Raw genomic sequence first — 21554 nt, forward strand, 5'->3', positions numbered from 1 at the left:
GAAACCGACGAACCCACCATCCCGACCGAACTCACTGCATAGCCTCAAAGACGAGATCACCGAGTGGCCGTCGATACACCACTCCAGCGGACGTGCCCCCCCTGCAGCACACGCATCTGGACCGCCCAAGCCGGCCAGCCGTCACCTCCCCGTACCCGCAGGAACGCGGCCCGGCGCCCCCTGGATCCGAAAACCGAACTGCCTGAGTTCATCGAGGGCGCCACTCAGCTACCTCTCATCACACTTCGGCGAATCACTCACGGAATATTTCGTGCTACTCTTTCGAGGTCTGATACGAGGTGGTGTCGTGTATGGCGATCGGTGAGCTGCCAGCGCAGCCAGGGATGCTCGTGTTGGCGCGCGAGTCTCGCGGGCTGACGCAGGTCGAGGTCGCCACGGCCATGACCAAGGCGTCGCCAGGTGGCTCGACGCCGGTATCCCAGGGGTACGTGAGCCGGGCGGAGGCAGGCCGTCTCGTTGTCTCCAATGAGCGCCTGGAGCTCTACGCCACCGCGCTGGGATATCCGCCTGAGCTGTTGTGTCTGGACCCGCAGGTCAACGGCATCGGAGTGGGCCTGGTCCACCATCGCAAGAAGGCATCGCTGTCCGCTTCCTCTCTACGACGCGTGCACGCTCACCTGGCTCTCGCTCGGCTGCAGTTGGACGGCTTGGCGTCAGCGGCAGCCCTGCCGAAGGTCCCACGGCACTTCTTCAGAGTCCCACTTAGCGACCTCATCACTCCCAAGGACGCTGCTCGGCGAGTCCGCAAGGAGTGGGGCATGGCCCCAGGCCCGGTACCCGACATGGTCGGCGTGCTGGAAGAGGCCGGAGCGCTCGTAGTTACCACTGACCTTGACAGCGACTTGTTGGACGCTGTGAGCCAGTGGGACGAGGACGGACAGCCGCTGCTCCTGGCGAGCACCCGGGCACCGGGCGACCGGCGTCGCTTCAGCATCGCGCACGAGTTGGGCCACCTCGTGATGCACCCCGAACCCGGGGCCGGATCCACGCAGGAGAAGCAAGCCGATGCTTTCGCGGCTGAGTTCTTGATGCCTGCCTCCGACATCCGGGAGGCATTCGCCGGCGGCGTCGATCTGGCCAAGTTGGCGGACCTGAAGCGCATCTGGGGCACGTCCATGGGGGCACTGTTGCGTCGAGCCCAGACTCTGAACGCCATCAGCGAGTGGCAATACCGCAATCTCGTGATCGAAATGTCAGCGCTCGGCTACCGGACCGCGGAGCCCGTCGAGATCCCGCCCGAGCAACCACAGCGCATCCCCGCTCTCGTACGCACGTTGCTTGCTGATCACCAGATGTCTCTGGACGACGCGGCAGCATGCGCACACCTGCTCCCCGAAGACTTCCAGCGCCTGTACGTCGAGGGTGCCGGCTCATCATCGTCCCCAGCCCTTCGAAGGTGACCATGACCGACAGCTCCGCTCCGCTTCCCCGTCCTCGCTCCGACCTGACAGAGCCTCCCGACGCCGCGAGTGCAAAACTTCAGCCGGACGGCATGGATCTTCTGCAAAGCCGCATGCTGATCCAGGTCAGCGCCGCGAGGCTCGGTTACGTTCAGGACCAGGTCGACCCAGGGCGCAGCGGGCTTGTCCTGTGCGGCACGGACGCGGTGCAGAAGGCCGGCACCCTGCGGTTCAGGAAGGGCTACACCGCCCCGCTCCTCATCGATCCAGCCGTGTACGAGGTCAGCGCCGCGACCGAGGAAAACCCTTTCCCCTACGACGTCGAGCCCACGCTGTTTCTCGACGACCCCCTGGAACTATCTCTTGCCGAGCAGCGCGATGCCGGAGCGACGCTTCCCATGACCCCGACCGGCTATATCAGGGCCGAGGATTCCGACGCTCTCAGGGCCGCCGTGATGCGCACCCTCGAACTCGACGACCCGTCGGTGATCTTCTCTGCGCCAGTCGATGTCTCCTGGCTGCGCGACGAGGAGTCGACCCGGCAGCTCATCGCCTATCTGAAGATGCTCAAGGGTCCGAAGGCCATCATGCTGGGCGGACAGATGGATCCCCTGGGCCGCTACGCGAAGGCCGTGAACCACCTCAGGCTGCTCGTCAACGAAGTCCCCCAGTCCGCGCTCCTGCGTACCGATCTCGCAGCCTTCGGTGCCCTGGCAGCTGGGGCTTCCTTCACGGCCTTTGGTGCCAGCAGCCGGTATCGGCACATCGTCGCTCCTGGCGAGAAGGCCCAGACCAACAAGCGCGTCCCGGTTCGGTCACCGCACGTCCTCTTCCCCGAGCTCATGGCCTTCTTCCTGGGGGAGACAATCGCCAAGCGCTACGGTGGTGCCGACGCCCCGATCTGCTTCTGCGCGGCCTGCGAGGGCAGCATGGCGCTAGACGCCTTCACGAGCAACCGCGGCGAACTTCCTGCCGCAGCGGCGGCCCACAACGTAGCGGTCCTCATGGAGTGGTTGCGTACCCTCACCGCAGTCGAACCTGGCATTGCCCGCCAGCAGTGGTGGTTCGACCGGTGCCGCAATGCCGTCGATCAGTACACAGTTATCAACACGTCCATCAGGCAGCCGGGAGCATTCAAGTCACCGGCTCAGCTCGATCGTTGGGCTCATGCCGCGCCCGCCGCAGTCGAAGCACACAGCTCAGACAGCCGACGCTGAGCGCAGGCGCTGATACAGATCCTCGACGAACCACCAGGCCGCGGCCGTGTGGCGAGGCGGCCTGTACCCCCCTGGCTCCAGAGCCAGCTCAACATCGTTTCCTGCAACGAGGAACACGCCGATGCCGTAGAAGTCGGCTTCCGCAAGGGCCTCCTCCAGACGAGCTGGATGGCGGTCCAGCAGCATGGCCCGTCGGCAGAAGGGAGCAAACCGCCCTGCTCGCTCAAGCCCCTGACGCCAGTTTGAGGCCCTGACTACGGCAAGATCCACCTGCAGGGGCCGTACGGCGTGCCGCGTGACCGTTTTTCGATCCCGCTCCGCTGCGCCAGTCGGCAAGGCCCTCACCGCACGGCGCACTGCAGAATCCAACGCCCCCAGCAAAACGGGGATGCCAACCGGGAGTGCCAGCAGGCTCTCCAGATCGGCCAAGTGATCCAGACGAGCGGCCGAGGCTTCCTCGCGCCGCGCATGCTCAGCCTTGTCCAGCCGGTAGAAGCACAGCGCCTCAGTCCCGAGAACGGAAACCGTTCGAGCCTGCGCACCTGGCGCCAGGAGAGCGCGGGATGCCGCCTGGACAGAACCGCCCATCAGGGAACTCGCCAAGGTCACCATGGCCCCAACCCTGCCTCACTGGGATTCGACCGCTCACAGCGGCCCTACCGTTGATCCAACCCATATGGGTACGGACCGACCTGCCAAACAGCTCAAGCAGCCCCCTGGACACTGTCCGCCTGGGATCCTTGTCGGCATCTCTGCCCCCATCAAGGGGCCGTAGGCACGAATTACTCGTGTTGCCCCAGACACGCTCCCCAGGGCACATCCAGGGCACATGAGCCTGGGAAACGGCGTTGACCTGTGAGAACTACCGAGAGGAGTTTTCCCAGGTCAACGCGCATCTTCATACGAAACCGCAGGTCAGCATCCTCCCGCCGCCAATCGCTGCACGAGTGGCAGGACTTCAGCCACCGGCTGCATGAGGCGGGGCATCAGCCGTACTGCCTGGTGTGGCCCTGAGCCGGAAGCGAAACGCCAGGTGGAGGGTGCGGTTGAGGCGTTCGGCCCTGCCGCCGAGGAGGGCTGCGATCACCTGCTCGGCCCAACATGCGCTCGGTTGGCGCGGCTCCTACCGTGGATGAGTGAAACGGCCGATACGTGAGGGGCTCCCGTGGTCAGCGGGACGGCGCGGGGCGGCTCCGCACAGCACCGGAAGGCGGACCGGACATGACCACACGCTCGGACACCCCGGTTCTCGACACGCTCGCCGCCATGACGGTCGACTCCATCGAGCGCTGCGGTCTGGACGAGAAGACGTTCCTCCTCACCCGCCTGGCCGCGCTCGCGGCCATGGACGCGCCGGCGATCTCCTACCTCGCGCATGTCGACCCTGCGATCAGGGCCGACCTGACCGCGGAGCAGCTGCAGGACGTTCTCGTTGCCATCGCCCCCGTTGTCGGCACGGCACGCGTCATGTCGGCCGCGACTCACATCGCCGAGGCGCTCGGCATCACCATCGCCTGGGCCGAGGCCGAGGCGGAGGCGATGGCCGAGGCGGAAGCCCAGAGCCGGAGCAGGCCCTGAGCGACCTCTCTCGCAACTGCGGAGTACGGCGACACCAAGAAACGGGGACCCAGGATGTGCCGCTGGATCGCCTACTCGGGTACACCTCTCCTTCTCAGCCAGATCCTGTTCCGCCCGCGACACTCGTTGATCGACCAGAGCCTGCACTCCCGCATGGGGGTGGAGACGACCAACGGCGACGGTTTCGGAGTCGGCTGGTACACACGGGACACGGACACTCCGGCGATGCTGCGGGAGGTCGGTCCCGCCTGGAACAACCGCAATCTGCTGGAAGTCGCCCACCACGTTCGCTCGGGTCTGTTCTTCGCGCACATCAGGGCCTCGACCGGGACCGCCGTGCAGCAGACCAACTGCCACCCCTTCCGGAGCGGCCGCTGGATGTGGATGCACAACGGGGCGATCAACGGGTTCCACGGGCTCCGGCGTGACCTCGCTCTGGCGGTCGATCCGGCCCTGTATCCCGACGTCGAGGGTTCCACCGACTCCGAGCTCATGTTCTTCCTGGCCCTCACCTTCGGCCTGACGGAAGATCCACCCGGTGCCGTGGCGCGCATGGCGGGCCTGATCGAGAGAACCGGGCACGCGCACGGCATCCAGTACCCCCTCCAGATGACCGTCGCGGTGGCCGACGGCGAAAGCGTATGGGCGTTCCGCTACTCCAGCGAAGGCCGCTCGCGGTCGTTGTACTTCAGCACCAGGGTGGACACCCTGCGCGCGCTCCACCCGGACACCGAGTTCCTGCGGGAGATCTCCGACGAGACCCGCCTCGTCGTGTCCGAACCACTGGGCGGCCTCCCCGGCGCCTGGAACGAGGTGCCGGAGAACAGTTACGGCATCGTCCAGCCGGGCCATGACGCGCTGCACGCCTTCCGGCCCGACCTCCGAGAAGGCTCGGCCCGGGGCTGACCAGCGCGGACAAGGGTGGTGAGTGCCGTGGCCGAGACCTATGAGGACGCTCAGGGACCGACCGTTCCGATGGTTCCGGCCGTTCCCTGCGCCGATCCCCCGGGAGACCCGTTCCTGCGCACCAGGTTCGCCCTCCCGGCGAGACCCGCCACGTTCCTGCGGCGGCAGCGGCTCGTCGATCACCTCGACCGGGCTCTGCGGACACCGTTGACCCTGCTCAACGGCGCGGCCGGGGCCGGCAAGACCCTACTGGCCGCCGACTGGGCCGCCGGCCTGCGGCAGCCGGTCGCCTGGCTCACCGTCGAAGCGGGGGACCGGCGCCCAGGGGTGTTCTGGGCCTACGTCATTCAGGCCCTGCACGCCTGCGGTGCGCTGACGCCCGGCCCGGTCGGGTTCCCGGCGGACGCGTCCCGGGTGGACGGCCGGCTCCTGGCGGCGCTCGCCGCAGAACTGAACGACCATGACCGGCCCGTGGTCGTCGTGCTCGACGAGTACGACCGCGTGACCGCGCCGGACGTCGCGGAGCAGCTGGAGTTCGTCCTGCACCACGCCGGGCGGGGGCTGCACCTGGTCCTCGTGACCCGCACCGAACCGCTGCTTCCGCTGCACCGTTACCGGGCGGCCGGCGAGCTGACGGAGATCCGCGCCGCGGAGCTGGCCTTCACCCCGGAGGAGGCCGTCGCACTGCTGGAGCTGCACGGGCTGAGCCTCCCGGTCGACGCCGCTCGGCCCCTGGTGGACCGTACCCGGGGCTGGGCCGCCGGCCTGCGCCTGTCCGCCCTGGCCGCCCGGGAGAGCACCGACCCCGAGCGCTACCTGAAGGAGTTCGAGGCGGACCGCAGTACGATCGCGGACTTCTTGCTGGCCGAAGTCCTCAAAGGTCAGCCGGAGGAGACCCAGGACCTCCTGCTGCGGGTCAGCGTCCTGGAGCGTTTCCGTCCCGATCTGGCCAACGCGCTGACCGGCCGGACCGACGCCGAGCCGATTCTCGTCGGGCTGCACCGCGCGAACGCGTTCGTCGAGCACCTCGGCCGCTCCTGGTACCGGCTCCACCCGCTGTTCGGGGAGATACTCCGGGCCCATCTGCGCGTGCGCCTGCCCGGGCTGGAGCCGGAACTCCACCGGCGGGCCGCGCGGTGGCTGCGTCGGCACGGATTCCTGGCGGAGACACTCGCTCACGGCGCCGCCGCGGGTGAGTGGGACTTCGCCGCCGAAGCCCTTGTGGACGACCTGGCGATCGGCCAGCTCTTCACCGGCCTGCGCTCGGGCGAGCTGATCCAGTTGTTCTCCGACATGGGGCCCGAGGCCGCGAGCCCCGCGACGGACCTCGTACGTGCGGCCGGCGATCTGGCCCGGTGCGACCTCGGCCGTGGTCTGGCGCGCCTGCGCCACGCCGAGGAGCGGCTGGCTCCCGAGGTGTCCGAACCGGCGCCCGACGTGGCGCCCGACCGTGCTGCCGCACAGCTGAGCTGTGCGCTGCTGGAGGCGCTGGCCGCCCGGCTGACCGGATGTCCTCCACGGGCCGAGAAGGCCGCCCGGACGGCCGATGAGCTGCGACGGGAAGTCCCGGCGCGGCTCCTGGACGAGCATCCCGAGATTCCCGCTCTGCTGCTGACCCATGTGGGATCGGCCCGCCTGTGGGCGGGGCGTTTCGAGGCGGCGCGCGCTGCCCTGACCACCGTGGCCGGCACTCCCGGCGGAGCCTCCACCGTGCTGCCCCGGGGCGACTCGATGGAGCATCTGGCCCTGCTCGACTATCTGAACGGCTGGCTCGGCCGGGCGGAGCGCAGGGCCCTGGCGGCGGTGGCCGAGGCGGAGCGGGCCGGCCTTCCCCAGCCGTCCGGCTCCGGCATCGGAAAGCTGGTTCTGGCCGCCGTGGCCCTGGACCGTCATGAACTGGACCGGGCCCAGGCCCTCCTCGACGAGACGAACGGGCTCCCCTCGGGAACGCGTGATCCGGTGACGGCGGCGGGACGCGCCCTCGCCACGGCTCGCCTCCTGCTGGTCAGGGGCGATGCGCGAGCCGCCGTCGAGGCGGCGGCCCCGTCGGTCGCCACCGCCGTGGCCTCACCCTGGGCGGCGGGCCACGAAGCGCTCGTCGCCTCCGCCGCGCACCTGGCCGAGGGACGGCCGGACGAAGCCGCCGAGGTGCTCCGGGGTGTGTCTGGCGGCCAGCCCACGTGTGCCGTGGAGGCCGCGGCGATCCAGGTCGCCGCAGGCCGTACCGGGGCGGCCATCGACCTGCTCGACAGCATCCGCACCGAGGGCCGGGCCGGGCCTGGGGTGACCGTGCGGGCCGCGCTGGTGAGGGCTCAGGCCGCGGAGAGGGTGGGAGACACCGCCGCCGCCCGCAGGCTCGTGGCGCAGGCGCTCCTCGATGCCCGGCGGGAGCGGCTGCGCCGTCCGTTCCTCGACGCGGGATGGCTGCGGCCTCTGCTGGCCACGGCTCCGCTGCAGGAGCTGGCGGCGGGCTGGCTCAGGCCCGGCCCACCCCCGCACGGTGAACGGCCCCGGGCGGGGTCGGGGCCCCCGCCGCTCGTCGCGGTGGAGCTGAGCGGACGGGAGCGCGATGTCCTGGAGCGGGTGGCCCGGATGATGTCGACGGAGGAGGTCGCCGCTGACCTCTATGTGTCGGTGAACACGGTGAAGACGCACCTCAAGAGCGTCTACCGGAAGCTGGCGGTGAACCGCCGAGGGGACGCGGTGCGCCGCGCACGCGACCTCCGCCTGCTGTGAACGGTCGAGGGCGCCGGTGGCGGCGCCGGTACCAGAGCGCGTCGACCCCGGCGGACGCCGTGACCAGGGTGATGCCGAGGACCGGCCAGGGGCTGCCGGCGAGGCGCAGGCCGGTCAGGAGCGTCACGGCGGTGACGACGAGCGGTACGAGCAGGGAGAGGAGCGCGCGGAGCGCGGCAGCCATCACTTCCGGATCGAGGTGGGGGGTCCGGTGGCGCGGGGCGGGTGCGGTGTCGGCGAAGTAGTGGGCGAGGACACGGTCTGCCAGGCGGGCGTCGGCCCGCCGGTGCACCACCGCCATGTACGGGAGCCAGACGAGCGGTGCGACCAGTCCGACCAGGAAGACCACGCCGAGGAGCAGCCACCGCCACGTCTGGACGGCGACCCGGCGTACGCGTCCGTCCGCGTCCCGGCTCTGGTCGGCCGGGGCGAGAATGCCGAGGAGGCGGGCCATGCGCAGGGTGACGTTCCACAGGGCCACCGGGGCCACCCATCGCTTCCGGCGGGCGGGTGGGGCGGTGGCGCGTCCGGTGCGGGTGAGCGCGGCCCGGGCGTGCCGGGTGTCCTCGTACACGCCCTGGAAGACGAGGAGTTCGCCGGCGCGGGCACTCGCCGTGGGGTCGCGGCCGTCGAGGGCGGCCAGTTCCAGGACCGTACGTGCCTGGCGGAGCAGCGCCGCGCAGAACGCGAGGGGAATGAGCACGAGGAACGGGCCGCCCACGACGGATCCCTCCGATACGACGGCCCGCCGGCCGCGGGCGACCACCCGGGCCCGGAGCTCCGCCTCGGTGGCGTCCGGGTGGCTTCGCCGAAGCGAGGCGATCGATTCGGGCACGGCCGGCCGACGCGGCGGACGGCGAAGTCGGCGAGGATTTCGGGAAGGTGCCCGGGGTCGGTGACGACCGACGCCAGCAGTGAGCGTTCGGGGGAGGGCTCCCTGCGTGAACCCTCGGTTCTCAGATTCTCCCGAGGCGGCACACGTCGTATCTATCACACATCATCCCCATAGGGATGATCCGTTGATTCTCTCCCCTGACCAGGCTCCCGGCGCCTTCCCCCGTGGCGGGTGAGGCACCGGCCCCGTGCCTGGGATGCGATGGGAAACGGCGGCGTACCTGGGCGGGACGACTCTGCGAGGTGGACGGCGTGAAGCACTGGCGGGCCCTGATCGTCCTGGGGACGGCCCAGTTCCTGATGGTCCTGGACACCTCCGTCATGAACGTGTCCATCAGTCAGCTGGTCGAGGACTTCGACACGGAGGTCACCGCCATCCAGGCCGTCATCACGCTGTACGCGCTGGTCATGGCCGCGTTCATGATCATCGGCGGCAGGTTCGGGGACATTCTCGGGCGTCGGCGCATGTTCCTGCTGGGGCTGGTCGTCTACGGCGTGGGGTCGGCCCTGACCGCCGTGGCACCCACCCTGTGGGTCCTCACGCTGGGCTGGTCGGTCATCGAGGGGCTCGGAGCCGCCCTGGTGCTGCCGGCCATGGCGGCCCTCGTCGCGGAGTCGTACCGCGGGAAGGACCGGGCCGTCGCCTACGCGGTCATCGGCGGGCTCGCCGGCGCCGGGATCGCGGTCGGCCCGCTGCTGGGCGGCTGGGTGACGGCGTACCTGACCTGGCGGCTGGTCTTCGCGGGCGAGGTCGTGGTCGTCGTGGCCGTCCTGCTGGCCCGCCGGGTGATCGTGACGCCCGCCCCGGCCGGTCCGCGCCCCCGGCTGGACATCGTCGGTGCGGTGCTCTCCGCGGCCGGGCTGGGGCTGGGCGTGCTCGGCGTGCTGCAGAGCAGCACCTGGGGATGGGTGCGGCCCCGCAACCCTCCCTTCACCGTCCTCGGCTTCGCCCCGACGCTGTTCGTCGTCGGCGCCGGGGCGGCCGTCCTGGCCTTCTTCCGGCACTGGGAGAGGCGGCGGGAGCACCGGGGCGTCGACCCCCTCGTGCACCTGTCCCTGCTGGGCAGACCCGTGCTGCGGTCCGGCCTGATGACGCTGCTGAGCCAGAACCTCATCCTGCTGGGGCTGTTCTTCACCATCCCGCTGTACTTGCAGGTGGTGCAGGGATTCAACGCCTTCGAGACGGGCCTGCGGCTGCTCCCGGTGTCCGTGACCATGTTCGTGACCTCCCTGTCCGCGTCCTCGCTGGGACGGGTGTGGGGGCCGCGCCGGGTGGTCCGGCTGGCCCTGGTGATCCTGGCGGCGGCCATCGTGTGGCTGCTGGCGACCATCGACCCGGTCATCGACGACGCGCAGTTCGCGGGAGCCATGGCCCTGCTGGGTGTGGGCGTCGGTCTGCTCGCCTCGCAGCTGGGCAACGTCGTCCAGTCCGGCGTCGGCGAGGAGGAACGCAGTGAGGCCGGAGGGCTCCAGTTCACGGCACAGAACCTGGGCTCCGCGCTGGGCACCGCGCTCATCGGGTCGATCCTCATCGGTGCGCTGGCCCACGCCTTCACCACGCAGGTGGCGGACGACCCGCGGCTGTCCCCGCACGCCCGTGAGGAGGTCGGTGTCGCTCTCCAGGCCGGGGTCACCTTCGTGCCGACCGATCAGGTGCGCTCGGCGGCCGAGCGGGCCGGGCTGCCGCCGTCCGAGGCCGAGGCCGTCACGGACTCCTACGCCTCCGCCCAACTGGACGGCCTGAAGGCGGCGATCCTGGCCACCGGCGGCATCGCGCTCGCCGGTTTCCTGGTCACGCCGAACCTGCCGACCGCCCGGCAGGGCCGTCCGCGGCAGCCGGACGCCGACGCTCCGGCCGAAGCGACCGGATCGACGCGCTGAGCCCGGAGGGAGACACCGGTGACCAGGACCAGGACCAGGATCGGCCCGGCCACGACCCGCGCGGAGCGCCGGGCCGAGCACCGGGCCCACGCGGACTACACGGGCGGCGTCTACGGATCCATGCTCGCGGCCTCCGTGGTGATCGGCGCCGGCTCCCTGGGCGCGTTCCCCCGCACCGAGCTGGTGCTGCTGCTGTTGCTCACCGGCGGGGTGTTCTGGATCGCGCACGTGCACGCCCATCTGTTCGGGGCCCGCCTGGCGCAACAGCCTCCGGACCGCCGGGTCGTGCTGCGCGTGTGCCGTGAGGAGTGGCCGATCGTCAAGGCCGCCGTCCCGCCGGCCGCCGCGGTGGCCGTCAGCGCGCTCCTGGGGATGGACGTGCAAGGTGCCCTCTGGCTCGCTCTCGGTGTCGCCGTGGCCGGCCAGGTGGGCTGGTCCCTGGCCGCGGCACGCCGCGCCGGTGCCTCGCCGCGGCTGATGGCCGTCACCGCGTCGGTCAATCTCCTGCTCGGCCTGCTGATCATCTCCTTCGAGGTCGCTCTGAAGCACTGACCGTGGCGTCCGGTCGCCGGGCGACGGTCACCTGTACCGGGTGAGGCCCGAAGGAGCGCGGAGGCCGACGATCGTAGGGAAGGGCGCCGTCCGCCTGTCCGAGGCAGTCCAGGGAAGGACAGCTCGTGCGCTACGAGATCCGGGTCGAGGGACACCTGTCGGAAACGCTCGCCAAGGCATTTCCGGAGCTGGGCCATGTGGTGATGTCCGGCCAGACCGTCCTGTTCGGCCCTGTCGTGGACGAGGCGCACCTGTACGGGCTGCTGGCACGCTGCCAGTCACTGGGACTGCGTGTCCTGGAGATGCGGCAGCTGCCGGAGTGACAGGAGCGGGCTGCGTGCTCAGAGCCGCTCCGCCCTGATCCGGCCGGAGCGGCGGGCGGCTTCCAGCGCCTCGAAGTCCCGCTCGTTCTGGTCGGCGTAGGACTGGGCGAACTCGATGAGCGCGCGGTCGAAGCGGTCGCCGGCGCCCAGGTAGGCGGCGATGGCGAGGGGATCGCCCGAGCGGGCGTGGGCCCGGGCCAGGGACGCGCCGCACAGCCGGGCGAAGAGGGCGAGCAGGCCCGGCCCCATGGTCTCCGGCTGGGCGATGCCCTTCCAGTCCCACAGCTGGCGCACGTAGAAGTCCCGGTCCTGCCCGTCGAGGCCCACGACGTGCGTCCAGCCCAGGAAGATGTCGCTGGTCGTCTGGATCAGACGCTGTCCGGTGACCACCCGGCGCCCCTGGTTGTCGTAGCGGTCGCCGCCCGTGTGGGCGGACAGCACCGACTCCTGGGCCTCCTTGGCCTGGAGCAGAAGCGGATCGTCGTCGTCCCTGCCGAGCAGGAGCAGGATCCAGCAGCGCGTACCGACACTGCCGACGCCCACCACCTTCCGTGCCATGTCCACCAGGCGGTAGTGGCGCAGCAGGTGGCGGCGTTCGGACGGCAGGGTCCGCGCGTACCCGTCCACGAGGGACTTGAGCTGTCTCTCACGCCCGGCCTCGGAGGGGTCGTCGAGCAGTTGGTCGAGCGGAGTGATCAGCGGTGGGTCGGGAGTGATGCGACGGCCCTGAGCCGTCACCCTGGTGAGCTTGGCGAAGGCCCGCAGGTGGGTACGGGTGCGGGCCCGCTGGGTCGCGCGGGCGGTGCGGCGCGCCGACTGCTCGTCCATCGCCGAGGCCATCAGCTCCCGCATCCGGTCGGCGTCGTCCTGGGCGTACCAGATGTCCAGGGTGCGCATGCCGGCGAACTCGCGCATCCGCTCCCGGTACGCCCGCACGCAGGCGCGCACGGTGCTGTTCTGCTCCTTGAGCGAGAAGCCGTTCGCCCGGGCCGCCGTCACGAAACCGGCCGCCAGCCGTTTGACGTCCCACTCGAACGGTCCGGGCAGGGTCTCGTCGAAGTCGTTGATGTCGAAGACCAGACGGCGCTCCGGTGAGGCGAGCAGCCGGAAGTTCAGCGGGTGGGCGTCGCCGCAGAGCTGCACCCGCAGCCCGGTGCCGGGCAGGGGCGCCAGATCGGCCGCCATGATCGCGGCAGCGCCGCGGTAGAAGCGGAACGGCGACTCCAGCATGCGGCCGTAGCGGATCGGCACCAGTTCGGGCACCCGGTCGGCCGACTGGCGCTCCACCACCTCGACGGGGTCGGGGCGCCGCTGTGCGGTCTCGTACCAGCCGTGCGACGAACGCGGTGCCCGCCCCCGTGCGTTCCTGCCGTACGCCACTCGCTCGGCCGGGGACAGGGACGCGGTGAAAGCGCTCGGTACGGTCATGGTCCGGCCTCCTCGTCCGGTGTCCCGGCGTCGGTGCCGGAACGCGCCCGCGCCGACGGCTCCCGGCTCTGCCGACGCAGCCCCGTCTGCACCGCGACCGCGAGCACACGTGCGGCGACGCCGACGAGGAGCAGCCCTCCCGCCATCTGCAGCATCGTCAGAACGCGCCCGGTCCGGGAAAGGGCGGTGATGTCCCCGTAGCCGACCGTGCTGAAGGTGGTCAGAGTGAAGTACAGGGCGTCCGTCCTGGTCAGCGGCTCGCTGAAGGAGCCCGGGGTGTTGCGGTCCAGCAGGTAGTAGGTGCCGGCGAAGAGGACCAGGAACAGCACCAGCGTGGCGGCCAGGGCCTCGACGGCCTTCAGGCGTGGGTGCGGTGAGCGGGAGATGACCCGCACCTCCCAGCCGAACACCAGCAGCACCGCCAGCAGGCCGCCCACGAGCAGCGCCGACGTCCCGGCCGTGCCGCGCTCGTCCAGGGGCAGCAGGTAGTAGGCGGTGACGAGGCCGACCGCGATGAGCGCGGCGCGGGCGAGGGCGACGATGGCCGCCCACCGGCGGGGGCGGCGGTGCCGACGCGGACGGTCCGTGTCCGGGCCGGGCCGGGCCCGGTCCGGACGCGCTGTGCTCGGGTCGCTCATCTCGTGTCTTCTCGCTCCGTCCGGCCACGGAAGGCGGGTGGGCCGGGCACCGGGAGACCTCCAGCCTCACCGCCACGGCGGCGCCGATGGATCACCCGTGGTGGGTGAGCCGGTCACTGAGCGGCCGGCATGACCCTGGAGCGGTCAGGTGCCCGCGCACCGCCCCCTCACCCCGCCCCGTCGGCTTCCGGAGGCGAGGGCCGCTCACGCGAGGAGGAGCCATGACCATGTCGCGTGGTCCGGCATCGCGTACCGGGCAGGAACCCGAGCCCGGCGGGGCGGCCCCCGGTCCGACGGGAGACTCCGCCGAGGTACTCGCGCGGCTCGGCCGTTCGTGGACCTGGCTCCTGGGGTCGGCTGTCGCGACGCTGGTGCCGGGCGTCCTGGTGCTGGTGTGGCCGGAGGCGACCCTGCACGTCCTGGCGGTCCTGATCGGCCTGTACCTGCTGGTGACCGGGGTGTTCCGGTTCGTGGCCGTCTTCGCGCGGGAGGGGCACGAGCGGCTGCCGGGGCTGATCCTGGCCGTGCTGTACGTCCTGGCCGGGGTGCTGTGCCTGCGCAACCCGCTGCAGACGATCGCCGCGCTCTCGCTGATCACCGGGGTCGTCTGGCTCGTGTCCGGCATCCTCACCCTCTACACGGCCGTCTCCGCCGAGGACCTGCCGCACCGTGGCGTCGTCACGGTCGCCGCCGTACTCGGCATCGTCGCGGGGATCGTGGTGCTCGCCCTGCCCGCCGAGTCGGCCCGCGCCCTGACGCGGCTGCTCGGCCTGTGGCTCGTCCTGCTCGGCCTGGCCGAGGCGGTGGTCGCCCTCGCCTGGCGGGCCGCGCTCCGAAAGACGCAGCCCCCGGGGCCGCCCGCCCCCGCCGCGACGGCATGACACGCCCCGCGCGCTCCGGTGCGGCCGCCTCCACGACCGTCGTCCCGACCGGCGAGCGTCGCGGCCGCCGCGGCGCACACGGAGAGGAGCCCCCATGAACCCGGCCGCGCCCCCGGATCCGCCGGACTCCGGCGCAGACGTCAGCCGGCACCACGTCATGACCGCCGAGGAACGAGCGGAGTACGAGCGGCTGCGCCGCCACGCGGCGGTGCGCCACCGGCGGCTGCGCCAGGCCGGCTCCTCGGTCCTCCTCCTGCTGGCCCTGCTGCTCGTACCCCTGGCCGTCGTCGCGGCCTGGGTCCAGGAGACGGTCTCCGACACCGACCGGTACGTGGAGACCGTCGCGCCACTGGCGTCCGAGCCGGCCGTGCAGGAGGTCGTGATCAACCGGCTCACGGACCGGGTGGTGGACAGCGTCGACGTCGCGGCGGTGACGGACTCGCTCGTCAGGGCTCTCCGGGACGCCGGGGCTCCACCCCGCGTCGTGGAGGGGGCGGAGTCCCTCGAAGGTCCGCTGCGCGGCGCGGTCAGGGCCGTCGTGGACCGCACCGTCACCCGTGTGATCACCGGCGACGCCTTCCAGCAGGTGTGGGAGGGCGCCAACCGGCGCTCGCACGCCGCGGTGGTGAACATGCTCACCGGTGACCGCGAGGGCACCGTGCGCGCCGAGGGCGACGCCGTCCAACTGGATGTGGGAGCGGTCGTCACCGAAGTACGGGAGCGGCTCGTCGACGCGGGTTTCGACAAGGCCGCCGCCATCCCGGACACCGACCGGACGATCACCCTGTTCCATACGGAGGAACTGGGCAGGGCGCAGGACGCGATGCGGCTGCTGGACGTCCTCGGCACCTGGCTGCCCGTCCTGACCGTCGCGCTCGCCGCGCTCGCCGTGTGGACCGCTCCGGCACACCGGGTGATGCTGATGATCACCGCGGTGGGTGTCGGCGTGATGATGGTGGTGCTGCTCGTCGCGCTGGCCGTCGTCAGACGGGTCTATCTGGACTCGGTCCCGCCCGACGCACTGCCCACCGACGCCGCCGCGGCCGTCTACGACACGTTCGTCCGCTTCCTGCGCGACAGCACGCGCACCCTGCTGGTCCTGTCGGTGGTCACGGCGCTGGTCGCGTACCTTTTCGGTCCCGGGCGCCCCGCCCGCGCCGTCCGCACGGCGGCGGACCGGAGCACGACGGCCGCCGGCCGGGCGCTGGGCCGCGCCGGGGTGCGTACCGGATCCACGGGTCGCTGGCTGACGGACCACCGGGCCTGGACCACCGGCGGCGTCATCGCGGCGGGAGCGCTGGCGCTGCTCCTCTGGAACCGCCCCACGGTCGGTGCGGTGGCCCTCGTCCTCGGCGTCGCCGTGGCCGTCCTGGTCGTCCTGGCGATCCTCGCCTCCGCGTCCTCGCAGCAGACGGCCGCCGCATCCCACGGCCGCGGGAACAGCGGTCCGATCACCCGCACCGGGTGAGGCCGCCCCGCCGTCGCCGTGCCCACGCTGAAGACAGCACGCAACGGCGGCCGGGCGGGCGCCCGGGACGGAGGAGAGACATGAGCGCGCAGACGTACCTGGCGTACGACTATCCCCTGCTGAGCCTCTTCTGGAGCATGCTCTTGTTCTTCCTGTGGATCATGTGGTTCGTCCTGCTCTTCCGCGTCGTCGTCGACATCTTCCGTGACGACGACCTGAGCGGCGGGGCGAAGGCCGGCTGGCTGGCGTTCACCGTCCTGCTGCCCTTCCTGGGCGTCTTCGTCTACGTGGTCGCCCGCGGCAAGAACATGGGCCGCCGGGAGGTCGCGCAGGCGCGCGCACAGCAGGAGGAGTTCAACGCCTACATCAGGCAGACCGCGGCCGGCGGCCGGACCAGCAGCGTCGACGAGCTCGCCAGGCTGTCCGAGATCCGCTCCCGCGGCGACATCACGGACGAGGAGTTCCGCAGGGCGAAGGACCTGGTCCTGGCGGGCCACGGTCCGGCGGAGCACTCGGGCTCACCCACCTCTCGTACCTCCGGTCACTGAGCATCCGGACCCACCACGAAACGAGGCACACGATGACCGCCACACACACCCGGCCGGCACACACCGCGAAGCAGGAATGGGCGACCGGCCTGACGGCCTTCGGCGCGGTGATGCTCTTCCTCGTCGGCCTGCTCGACGTCTTCCGGGGCATCATGGCCATCGCCGAGGACGACATCTTCGTGACGACGCGCAACTACGTGTTCGAGTTCGACCTGACCGGCTGGGGCTGGATCCACCTCGCTCTGGGCGTGGTCGCCGTGGTCGTCAGCATCGGGCTGCTCCAGACCGCGACGTGGGCGCGCGTCGCCGGCGTGGCCATCGCCGCACTCGTCATCATCGCCCACTTCCTCTCCCTGCCGTACTACCCGGTGTGGTCGGTCGTGATGATCGCCATCTCGGGCTTCATCATCTGGGCCCTGTGCGTGGTCCAGCGCGGCAGCCTCTTCGACGCGTCCGAGGAGCGCCCGGTGTACGAGGAGCGCCCGTCCCACAGGGCGTGAGGCGGAAGAGAAGATCCGGCAGGGTGGGGAGGCGAGGGGCGCGGGGGAACCGCGCTGGCGACCACTACGGCGCCGCGCCCGCGGGTCGGTCCTCGCCCCCGAAGCCCCGGAGCACCGCGACCGGACAGTCCGCGTGATGCAGCAGCGCCTGGCTGACCGACCCGAGCAGCAGACCCGTGAAGCCGCCCCGGCCGCGTGCCCCGGTCACCAGCAGCTGCGCCTCGCTGCTCGCCTCGATCAGCGCGTGCCGGACCCGGGAGCGGACCAGGCGGCGCTCCACGGTGACCCCGGGGTAGCGGGCCTGCCACGGGGTCAGCGTGTCGTCCAGCAGGCGCTGCTCCTCCTCGCGGAGGCGGTCGATGTCGACCACCACGTTCAGGGGGTCGCCGGGGCCCTCGTAGGCCCGCTCGGTCCAGGTGTTCCACACGTGCACCGCGAGCAGGTCGGCGCCGCGCAGGGCCGCCTCGGCGAAGGCGAACTCGACGGCTGCCGCGCCCGCCGGTGACCCGTCGAGGGCGAGCATCACCGGTCCGCTCGGCCCCGGTCTGCCCCGTACGACGAGGACCGGGCAGCGGCCGTGAGCGGCCAGATGGACCGCGGTGGAGCCGAGCAGCAGGCTGCCGAACGCGCCGAGCCCACGGCTGCCGACCACGACGAGCGAGGCGGTGCGGGACTCAATCTCCAGCACCATCAGCGGCTCACCGACGGTCACCTCCCGGCTGATGTCCAGCCCCGGCTCCGCCTCACGCGCCCGCTGCTCCGCCTCGATCAGCGTGCCGTCGACCAGCTCCCGCACCCCCGCCGTGGCGGGGTTCCACGGCGCCCCTCCGGGCGGTACGTGGATCGACGGCCACCCGAAGGCATGTACCAGCCGCAGCCCGGTCCCGCGCAGCGCGGCCTCGTGCGCCGCGGCCTCCACGGCGGCCAGGCTGGACGGCGAGCCGTCCACTCCCACCACGACGGGCTTCACCATACGGACCTCCTCGTTGCTCCGGTTCCCCTCCAGCCTCGGCCCATCCGGCGTGCGGCGCACCGGGCCGTACGTCCCTGGCATGCACACGAAAGCCCCCACGGGACGCGGTTAGGGTGACCCCATGGAGCCCAGGATCGTCACAGCGGCCCGGACCGTCACCGACGTGCTCCAGCCCCGCAACGTCCTCCTCGCCGGCATGCTCGGCATCGGCCTGGCCGCCGCCGGGCACTGGACCGGCATCCTCTGGGGGCTGCTCGGCGCGGTGTGCGCCGGGATCGTGCCCGCCGCCTACATCGAGTGGGAGCGGGGGCGGGGCACCTGGGGCGACCGGCACGTCGTCGACCGTACGAAACGGGCGCCGATCTTCCTCGTCATCCTGGCGTCGATCGGCCTCGGCTCGCTCGTGATGGTCGCCGGTGACGCCCCCACCGGCATCCTCGTCGCCATGCTCGCGCTGTGGGCGATGACCGTCGTCCTGCTGGTCGTCAACGAGGCGTGGAAGATCAGCGTCGACAGCGCCGTCTCCTCCGCCGTACCCGCCCTGCTCGCCGCCGTCCACTCCCCCTGGTGGCTCCTCGCCTACACCCTCACCGTGGCCGTCTGCTGGTCCCGCGTCGTCCTCGGCTACCACACCGTCGCCCAGACCATCGCCGGCGCCGGGGCGGGCGCGGCGACGGCGGGGGCGTTCCTGTTCGCGTAGCCGCGGGCCCGGGCCGACGGCCGCAGGAGCCCGGCCTGATCCCTGCCTTGGCCTGATCCTTCCTTGTGGGCGGCGAGAGCCCGAAGTGATCATGGTCGTATGGCGGACGAACGGTGTATGCACGACCTGGTGGTGGGCCAGTGCACCGAGTGCGCCCCGGTGCCCCGGGGGCTGACCGCACGGGTGTACGTCACCCAGGGCGGGTCGGTCTTCCATCGCGGCACGGCCTGTGAGGCGCTGCGCGACGGACAGCGCAAGGCCCGGCGCCGGGGCCGCGAGATCCACGACCCGCGCCAGGTGCCGCTCTCCGTGGCCATGGCGGAGGGACGCGGCGCCTGCATCCCGTGTTTCCCCGACTTCCGCCCGTCCGCCGACGCCAAGCCCTGCCAGGTGCTGACAGCGGGCACCTGGGTGCCGGGGCTGCTCACCGAATGGCGACGGGGCGCCGACGGGCGGTGGTCCGGGGTGGTGACGTACGTCGTCGACGGCGAGCAGACCACCGCCGTCAGGGACCAGTCCGAGCTGCGGCCGCCGACGTAGGCCCCGGTCGGGCACGGGTTCCTCGGCGGGCGGTGGCCGGTCGAGCTCGGACGGCCGACCCGGCAGCCGCCCCGTCCGCCTCCCCCAGCAGCGTCGGGCAGTCGCTGAGCAGGGCCGCCTCCGCGTACGGCAGGCCGACCGACTGGGTGAGGACGAACGCCTCCCCTCATCGCGCCTCGTCCTCGGCCTCCTCCACCGGCCGCCCGCCCACCGTGAACCCGATCACCGCGCCACCCCCGTCCCGCCGGAAGGCGAACGGCGTGCCCCCGTGGGACAGCGCCACCTCCCGCACGATGGACAGGCCGAGCCCGGAGCCGGGCAGGGAGCGGGCGTCGGCGGCCCGGTAGAAGCGGTCGAAGACCTGGGTCAGATCGCGCTCGGCGATCCCCGGCCCCCGGTCGAGGACCGCGACGCGCACCGTTCCCGTTCGCGTTCCCGGGCCCGCCGGTGCCGCCGGTCCCCGTACGTCGATCTCGATCGCCGCGGTGCCGTCCCGGTCGAACTTGGCGGCGTTCTCGACGAGGTTCGACACGGCCCTGGTCAGCCGTCCGGGCCGCCCGTCGGTGGTGGTGTCACCGCTCGCCCGCACCACGATCTCCCGCCCGGTACGCCGCTTGGCCAGCCCCGCGACCTCCTCGGCGATGTCGGCGAGGTCGATCCGGCGCGGCGGCTCGGCGTCGGACTGGCCGGCCGCGAGGTCGACGAGCTCGTTGACCAGGTCGGTGAGTTCGCGGGCCTCCTCGGCGAGGTCGGTGACGAGGTCCTCACGGGTGCCGGGCGGCAGTTCGTCGATGCGCCGGAGCAGCGAGATGTTCGTACGCAGGGAGGTGAGCGGCGTGCGCAGCTCGTGCCCGGCGTTCTGGACCAGGCGGCGCTGGTCCTCCTCCGACTGGGCGAGGCGGCCCAGCATGTGGTCGAAGGCGCGGCCGAGCCGGCCCACCTCGTCCAGCCCGGTGACCGGCACCGGGACCCCGAGCCGACGGGTGCGGGCGACGTCCTCGGCGGCCGCCGTGAGCACGACGAGACGGCGGGTGATACGACGGGCCAGCCACCAGCCGAACAGACCGGCGGCCGTGACCACCGCCGCCATGAGCAGCAGGGTGCGCTGCTGAAGAGCCCGCAGCAGGTCCTCGGTGTCGCTGAACTGCTGCGCGACCTGCACCGCGCCCCGGCCACTGCCGAGGGAGACGGTGGCGATGCGGTAGACGTCGCTGCCGACGTCCACGTCCTTGTGCACGGTCACCTCTCCGGCGACCGCCGCGCCGGCCGTGGTCATGTCGACGTCGGTGACCGGCAGCGCCGGCCGGCCCCGGTCGACGACGCTGCCGTCGGGTCCCAGGACCTGCACATCGGTACGGGCCGGGCGGACCAGGTCGTGCCCGGGCGCGGAGGAGAAGTCCTCCGGGGCCATGGGGCGCCGCCGCACCTCGCCCCGTACGTCCTGCACGACCTCGTCGAACACCGTCTGCTGGTCGACCCGGACCAGTCGGGCGGCGGCGTTGTAGGAGAGGATGCCGACCAGGACGGTCACGGCGGCGGTGACCGCGGCGAAGGAGACGGCGAAGGTCGTGCCGAGCGACATCAGCCTGCCGCGCCGCCGGGCCGGCCGACCGCCGCTCATTCCTCAGTCCTCCCGCAGTACGTAGCCCACGCCGCGGACGGTGTGGATCAGCCGCGGGGCGCCCGGCTCGTCGAGCTTGCGGCGCAGATAGCCGACGTAGACGGCGAGGTTCTTGGAGCCCGGTCCGAAGTCGTAGCCCCAGATCCGGTCGTAGATCGTCGAGTGGTCGAGCACGATGCCCGCGTTCCGCACGAGCAGCTCCAGCAGCTCGAACTCGGTGCGCGTCAGCTCCAGCTCCCGCCCGCCCCGCCACACCCGGCGCGCCTGCGGGTCCATCCGCAGACCGGCGGCCTCCACGTACCGCGCGGGCGCCGCCGCCTTGACGGACACGGGCGGCACGGGCTCGTCACCGGCGACCGCCCTCTCCGGCGCGGGACCGGCACCGGTGCGGCGCAGCAGGGCCCTGAGCCGGGCGAAGACCTCCTCCACGTCGAACGGCTTGACGACATAGTCGTCCGCGCCGGCGTCGAGCCCGGCGATCCGGTCGGCGGTCTCCACGAGCGCGGTGAGCATGAGGATCGGCGTCCGGTCCCCCTCGGCCCGCAGCACGCGGCACACCTGGAGCCCGTCGATCCCCGGCATCATCACATCGAGGACCAGTACGTCGGGCGGGCTCTTGTGCGCCTGCGCCAGCGCCTCGACTCCGTCGGCGACCGCGGTGACCCGGTAGCCCTCCAGAGTCAGGGCACGTTCCAGGGCATGCCGAATCGCACGGTCGTCTTCAGCAAGCAGAACGTTCTGGGCCACGC

21 protein-coding genes are annotated in these 21554 nt (G+C 71.7%); 14 read left to right on the forward strand and 7 right to left on the reverse strand.

Going from position 1 to position 21554, the window contains the following annotated elements; genetic code table 11:
• The first annotated feature begins 311 nt into the window (after window positions 1-311).
• Complete coding sequence (locus ACH5AC_RS36380; protein ID WP_398866626.1) at window positions 312-1421, forward strand: ImmA/IrrE family metallo-endopeptidase; 1110 nt, start codon at window positions 312-314, stop codon at window positions 1419-1421.
• 2 nt (window positions 1422-1423) lie between these two features.
• On the forward strand, window positions 1424-2638 hold the full coding sequence (locus tag ACH5AC_RS36385; RefSeq protein ID WP_398866628.1) for a hypothetical protein: 1215 nt from the start codon (window positions 1424-1426) through the stop codon (window positions 2636-2638).
• Here the strand turns inward: ACH5AC_RS36385 and ACH5AC_RS36390 are convergent.
• On the reverse strand, window positions 2621-3250 hold the full coding sequence (locus ACH5AC_RS36390; protein ID WP_266924758.1) for a hypothetical protein: 630 nt from the start codon (window positions 3248-3250) through the stop codon (window positions 2621-2623). The two genes, ACH5AC_RS36385 and ACH5AC_RS36390, sit on opposite strands and share 18 nt — an antisense overlap.
• Window positions 3251-3859: 609 nt before the next feature.
• Between ACH5AC_RS36390 and ACH5AC_RS36395 the strand changes: the two genes are divergently transcribed.
• The 3 genes from ACH5AC_RS36395 (at window position 3860) to ACH5AC_RS36405 (ending at window position 7858) form a co-directional block, all read left to right on the forward strand.
• The gene (locus ACH5AC_RS36395) at window positions 3860-4216 is read left to right on the forward strand and encodes a carboxymuconolactone decarboxylase family protein (protein WP_398866630.1); all 357 of its coding nucleotides are present in this window, start codon (window positions 3860-3862) and stop codon (window positions 4214-4216) included.
• 54 nt (window positions 4217-4270) lie between these two features.
• Complete coding sequence (locus ACH5AC_RS36400) at window positions 4271-5122, forward strand: class II glutamine amidotransferase (RefSeq protein ID WP_398866631.1); 852 nt, start codon at window positions 4271-4273, stop codon at window positions 5120-5122.
• Window positions 5123-5191: 69 nt separating this feature from the next.
• Window positions 5192-7858 carry a LuxR C-terminal-related transcriptional regulator gene (locus ACH5AC_RS36405; protein WP_398866683.1) on the forward strand — a complete coding sequence of 889 codons (2667 nt, stop codon included), beginning with the start codon at window positions 5192-5194 and terminating at the stop codon, window positions 7856-7858.
• On the opposite strand, the gene ACH5AC_RS36410 is transcribed toward ACH5AC_RS36405, so the two are convergent.
• Window positions 7779-8579, reverse strand: coding sequence for a hypothetical protein (locus ACH5AC_RS36410; RefSeq protein WP_398866632.1), 801 nt, complete (start codon window positions 8577-8579; stop codon window positions 7779-7781). The two genes, ACH5AC_RS36405 and ACH5AC_RS36410, sit on opposite strands and share 80 nt — an antisense overlap.
• 425 nt (window positions 8580-9004) lie before the next feature.
• On the opposite strand from ACH5AC_RS36410, the gene ACH5AC_RS36415 reads away from it, so the two are divergent.
• From ACH5AC_RS36415 to ACH5AC_RS36425, 3 genes are all read left to right on the forward strand, one after another.
• Entirely contained in the window at window positions 9005-10633 is a 1629-nt protein-coding gene (locus ACH5AC_RS36415) for an MFS transporter (RefSeq protein ID WP_398866633.1), read from the forward strand.
• A gap of 18 nt (window positions 10634-10651) precedes the next feature.
• Window positions 10652-11185, forward strand: a complete 534-nt coding sequence (locus tag ACH5AC_RS36420) for a hypothetical protein (RefSeq protein WP_398866634.1) — start codon at window positions 10652-10654, stop codon at window positions 11183-11185.
• Window positions 11186-11310: 125 nt separating this feature from the next.
• On the forward strand, window positions 11311-11508 hold the full coding sequence (locus ACH5AC_RS36425) for a hypothetical protein (RefSeq protein WP_020276994.1): 198 nt from the start codon (window positions 11311-11313) through the stop codon (window positions 11506-11508).
• An 18-nt stretch (window positions 11509-11526) separates the two neighbouring features.
• On the opposite strand, the gene ACH5AC_RS36430 is transcribed toward ACH5AC_RS36425, so the two are convergent.
• Window positions 11527-12936, reverse strand: a complete 1410-nt coding sequence (locus ACH5AC_RS36430) for a DUF2252 domain-containing protein (RefSeq protein ID WP_398866635.1) — start codon at window positions 12934-12936, stop codon at window positions 11527-11529.
• A complete protein-coding gene (locus tag ACH5AC_RS36435; RefSeq protein WP_398866636.1) occupies window positions 12933-13574 on the reverse strand; it encodes a potassium channel family protein in 642 nt (213 codons plus the stop codon). Before ACH5AC_RS36435 ends, ACH5AC_RS36430 begins: the two co-directional genes overlap by 4 nt.
• 221 nt (window positions 13575-13795) lie before the next feature.
• Between ACH5AC_RS36435 and ACH5AC_RS36440 the strand changes: the two genes are divergently transcribed.
• The 4 genes from ACH5AC_RS36440 (at window position 13796) to ACH5AC_RS36455 (ending at window position 16971) form a co-directional block, all read left to right on the forward strand.
• Entirely contained in the window at window positions 13796-14455 is a 660-nt protein-coding gene (locus tag ACH5AC_RS36440) for an HdeD family acid-resistance protein (RefSeq protein ID WP_398866637.1), read from the forward strand.
• Between the two features lie 94 nt (window positions 14456-14549).
• Entirely contained in the window at window positions 14550-15923 is a 1374-nt protein-coding gene (locus ACH5AC_RS36445) for a hypothetical protein (protein ID WP_398866638.1), read from the forward strand.
• Between the two features lie 80 nt (window positions 15924-16003).
• Entirely contained in the window at window positions 16004-16471 is a 468-nt protein-coding gene (locus ACH5AC_RS36450; RefSeq protein ID WP_398866639.1) for an SHOCT domain-containing protein, read from the forward strand.
• Between the two features lie 32 nt (window positions 16472-16503).
• On the forward strand, window positions 16504-16971 hold the full coding sequence (locus tag ACH5AC_RS36455; protein WP_398866640.1) for a hypothetical protein: 468 nt from the start codon (window positions 16504-16506) through the stop codon (window positions 16969-16971).
• A 64-nt stretch (window positions 16972-17035) separates the two neighbouring features.
• Here ACH5AC_RS36455 and ACH5AC_RS36460 read toward each other — a convergent pair whose 3' ends face one another.
• Window positions 17036-17944, reverse strand: coding sequence for a universal stress protein (locus ACH5AC_RS36460; RefSeq protein ID WP_398866641.1), 909 nt, complete (start codon window positions 17942-17944; stop codon window positions 17036-17038).
• A gap of 121 nt (window positions 17945-18065) precedes the next feature.
• On the opposite strand from ACH5AC_RS36460, the gene ACH5AC_RS36465 reads away from it, so the two are divergent.
• A complete protein-coding gene (locus ACH5AC_RS36465) occupies window positions 18066-18644 on the forward strand; it encodes a hypothetical protein (RefSeq protein WP_398866642.1) in 579 nt (192 codons plus the stop codon).
• 99 nt (window positions 18645-18743) lie between these two features.
• On the forward strand, window positions 18744-19184 hold the full coding sequence (locus tag ACH5AC_RS36470; RefSeq protein ID WP_398866643.1) for a hypothetical protein: 441 nt from the start codon (window positions 18744-18746) through the stop codon (window positions 19182-19184).
• 166 nt (window positions 19185-19350) lie between these two features.
• Here ACH5AC_RS36470 and ACH5AC_RS36475 read toward each other — a convergent pair whose 3' ends face one another.
• On the reverse strand, window positions 19351-20805 hold the full coding sequence (locus ACH5AC_RS36475) for an ATP-binding protein (RefSeq protein WP_398866644.1): 1455 nt from the start codon (window positions 20803-20805) through the stop codon (window positions 19351-19353).
• Window positions 20806-20808: 3 nt separating this feature from the next.
• On the reverse strand, window positions 20809-21552 hold the full coding sequence (locus ACH5AC_RS36480) for a response regulator transcription factor (protein WP_398866645.1): 744 nt from the start codon (window positions 21550-21552) through the stop codon (window positions 20809-20811).
• Window positions 21553-21554 lie beyond the last annotated feature (2 nt).

Origin of the sequence: Streptomyces sp. NPDC018693 (genome assembly GCF_044391385.1) — a bacterium.
Classification (GTDB): Bacteria; Actinomycetota; Actinomycetes; order Streptomycetales; family Streptomycetaceae; genus Streptomyces.

What these genes read in the sequence shown, in the direction of transcription:
- ACH5AC_RS36440 (WP_398866637.1), top strand. Translation starts at nt 13,796, where the DNA reads ATGACCATGTCGCGTGGTCCGGCATCGCGTACCGGGCAGGAACCCGAG.
- ACH5AC_RS36430 (WP_398866635.1), bottom strand. Translation starts at nt 12,936, where the DNA reads ATGACCGTACCGAGCGCTTTCACCGCGTCCCTGTCCCCGGCCGAGCGA.
- ACH5AC_RS36470 (WP_398866643.1), top strand. Translation starts at nt 18,744, where the DNA reads ATGGCGGACGAACGGTGTATGCACGACCTGGTGGTGGGCCAGTGCACC.
- ACH5AC_RS36395 (WP_398866630.1), top strand. Translation starts at nt 3,860, where the DNA reads ATGACCACACGCTCGGACACCCCGGTTCTCGACACGCTCGCCGCCATG.
- ACH5AC_RS36465 (WP_398866642.1), top strand. Translation starts at nt 18,066, where the DNA reads ATGGAGCCCAGGATCGTCACAGCGGCCCGGACCGTCACCGACGTGCTC.
- ACH5AC_RS36380 (WP_398866626.1), top strand. Translation starts at nt 312, where the DNA reads ATGGCGATCGGTGAGCTGCCAGCGCAGCCAGGGATGCTCGTGTTGGCG.
- ACH5AC_RS36405 (WP_398866683.1), top strand. Translation starts at nt 5,192, where the DNA reads ATGGTTCCGGCCGTTCCCTGCGCCGATCCCCCGGGAGACCCGTTCCTG.
- ACH5AC_RS36450 (WP_398866639.1), top strand. Translation starts at nt 16,004, where the DNA reads ATGAGCGCGCAGACGTACCTGGCGTACGACTATCCCCTGCTGAGCCTC.
- ACH5AC_RS36385 (WP_398866628.1), top strand. Translation starts at nt 1,424, where the DNA reads ATGACCGACAGCTCCGCTCCGCTTCCCCGTCCTCGCTCCGACCTGACA.
- ACH5AC_RS36400 (WP_398866631.1), top strand. Translation starts at nt 4,271, where the DNA reads ATGTGCCGCTGGATCGCCTACTCGGGTACACCTCTCCTTCTCAGCCAG.
- ACH5AC_RS36390 (WP_266924758.1), bottom strand. Translation starts at nt 3,250, where the DNA reads ATGGTGACCTTGGCGAGTTCCCTGATGGGCGGTTCTGTCCAGGCGGCA.
- ACH5AC_RS36460 (WP_398866641.1), bottom strand. Translation starts at nt 17,944, where the DNA reads ATGGTGAAGCCCGTCGTGGTGGGAGTGGACGGCTCGCCGTCCAGCCTG.
- ACH5AC_RS36455 (WP_398866640.1), top strand. Translation starts at nt 16,504, where the DNA reads ATGACCGCCACACACACCCGGCCGGCACACACCGCGAAGCAGGAATGG.
- ACH5AC_RS36435 (WP_398866636.1), bottom strand. Translation starts at nt 13,574, where the DNA reads ATGAGCGACCCGAGCACAGCGCGTCCGGACCGGGCCCGGCCCGGCCCG.
- ACH5AC_RS36445 (WP_398866638.1), top strand. Translation starts at nt 14,550, where the DNA reads ATGAACCCGGCCGCGCCCCCGGATCCGCCGGACTCCGGCGCAGACGTC.
- ACH5AC_RS36475 (WP_398866644.1), bottom strand. Translation starts at nt 20,805, where the DNA reads ATGAGCGGCGGTCGGCCGGCCCGGCGGCGCGGCAGGCTGATGTCGCTC.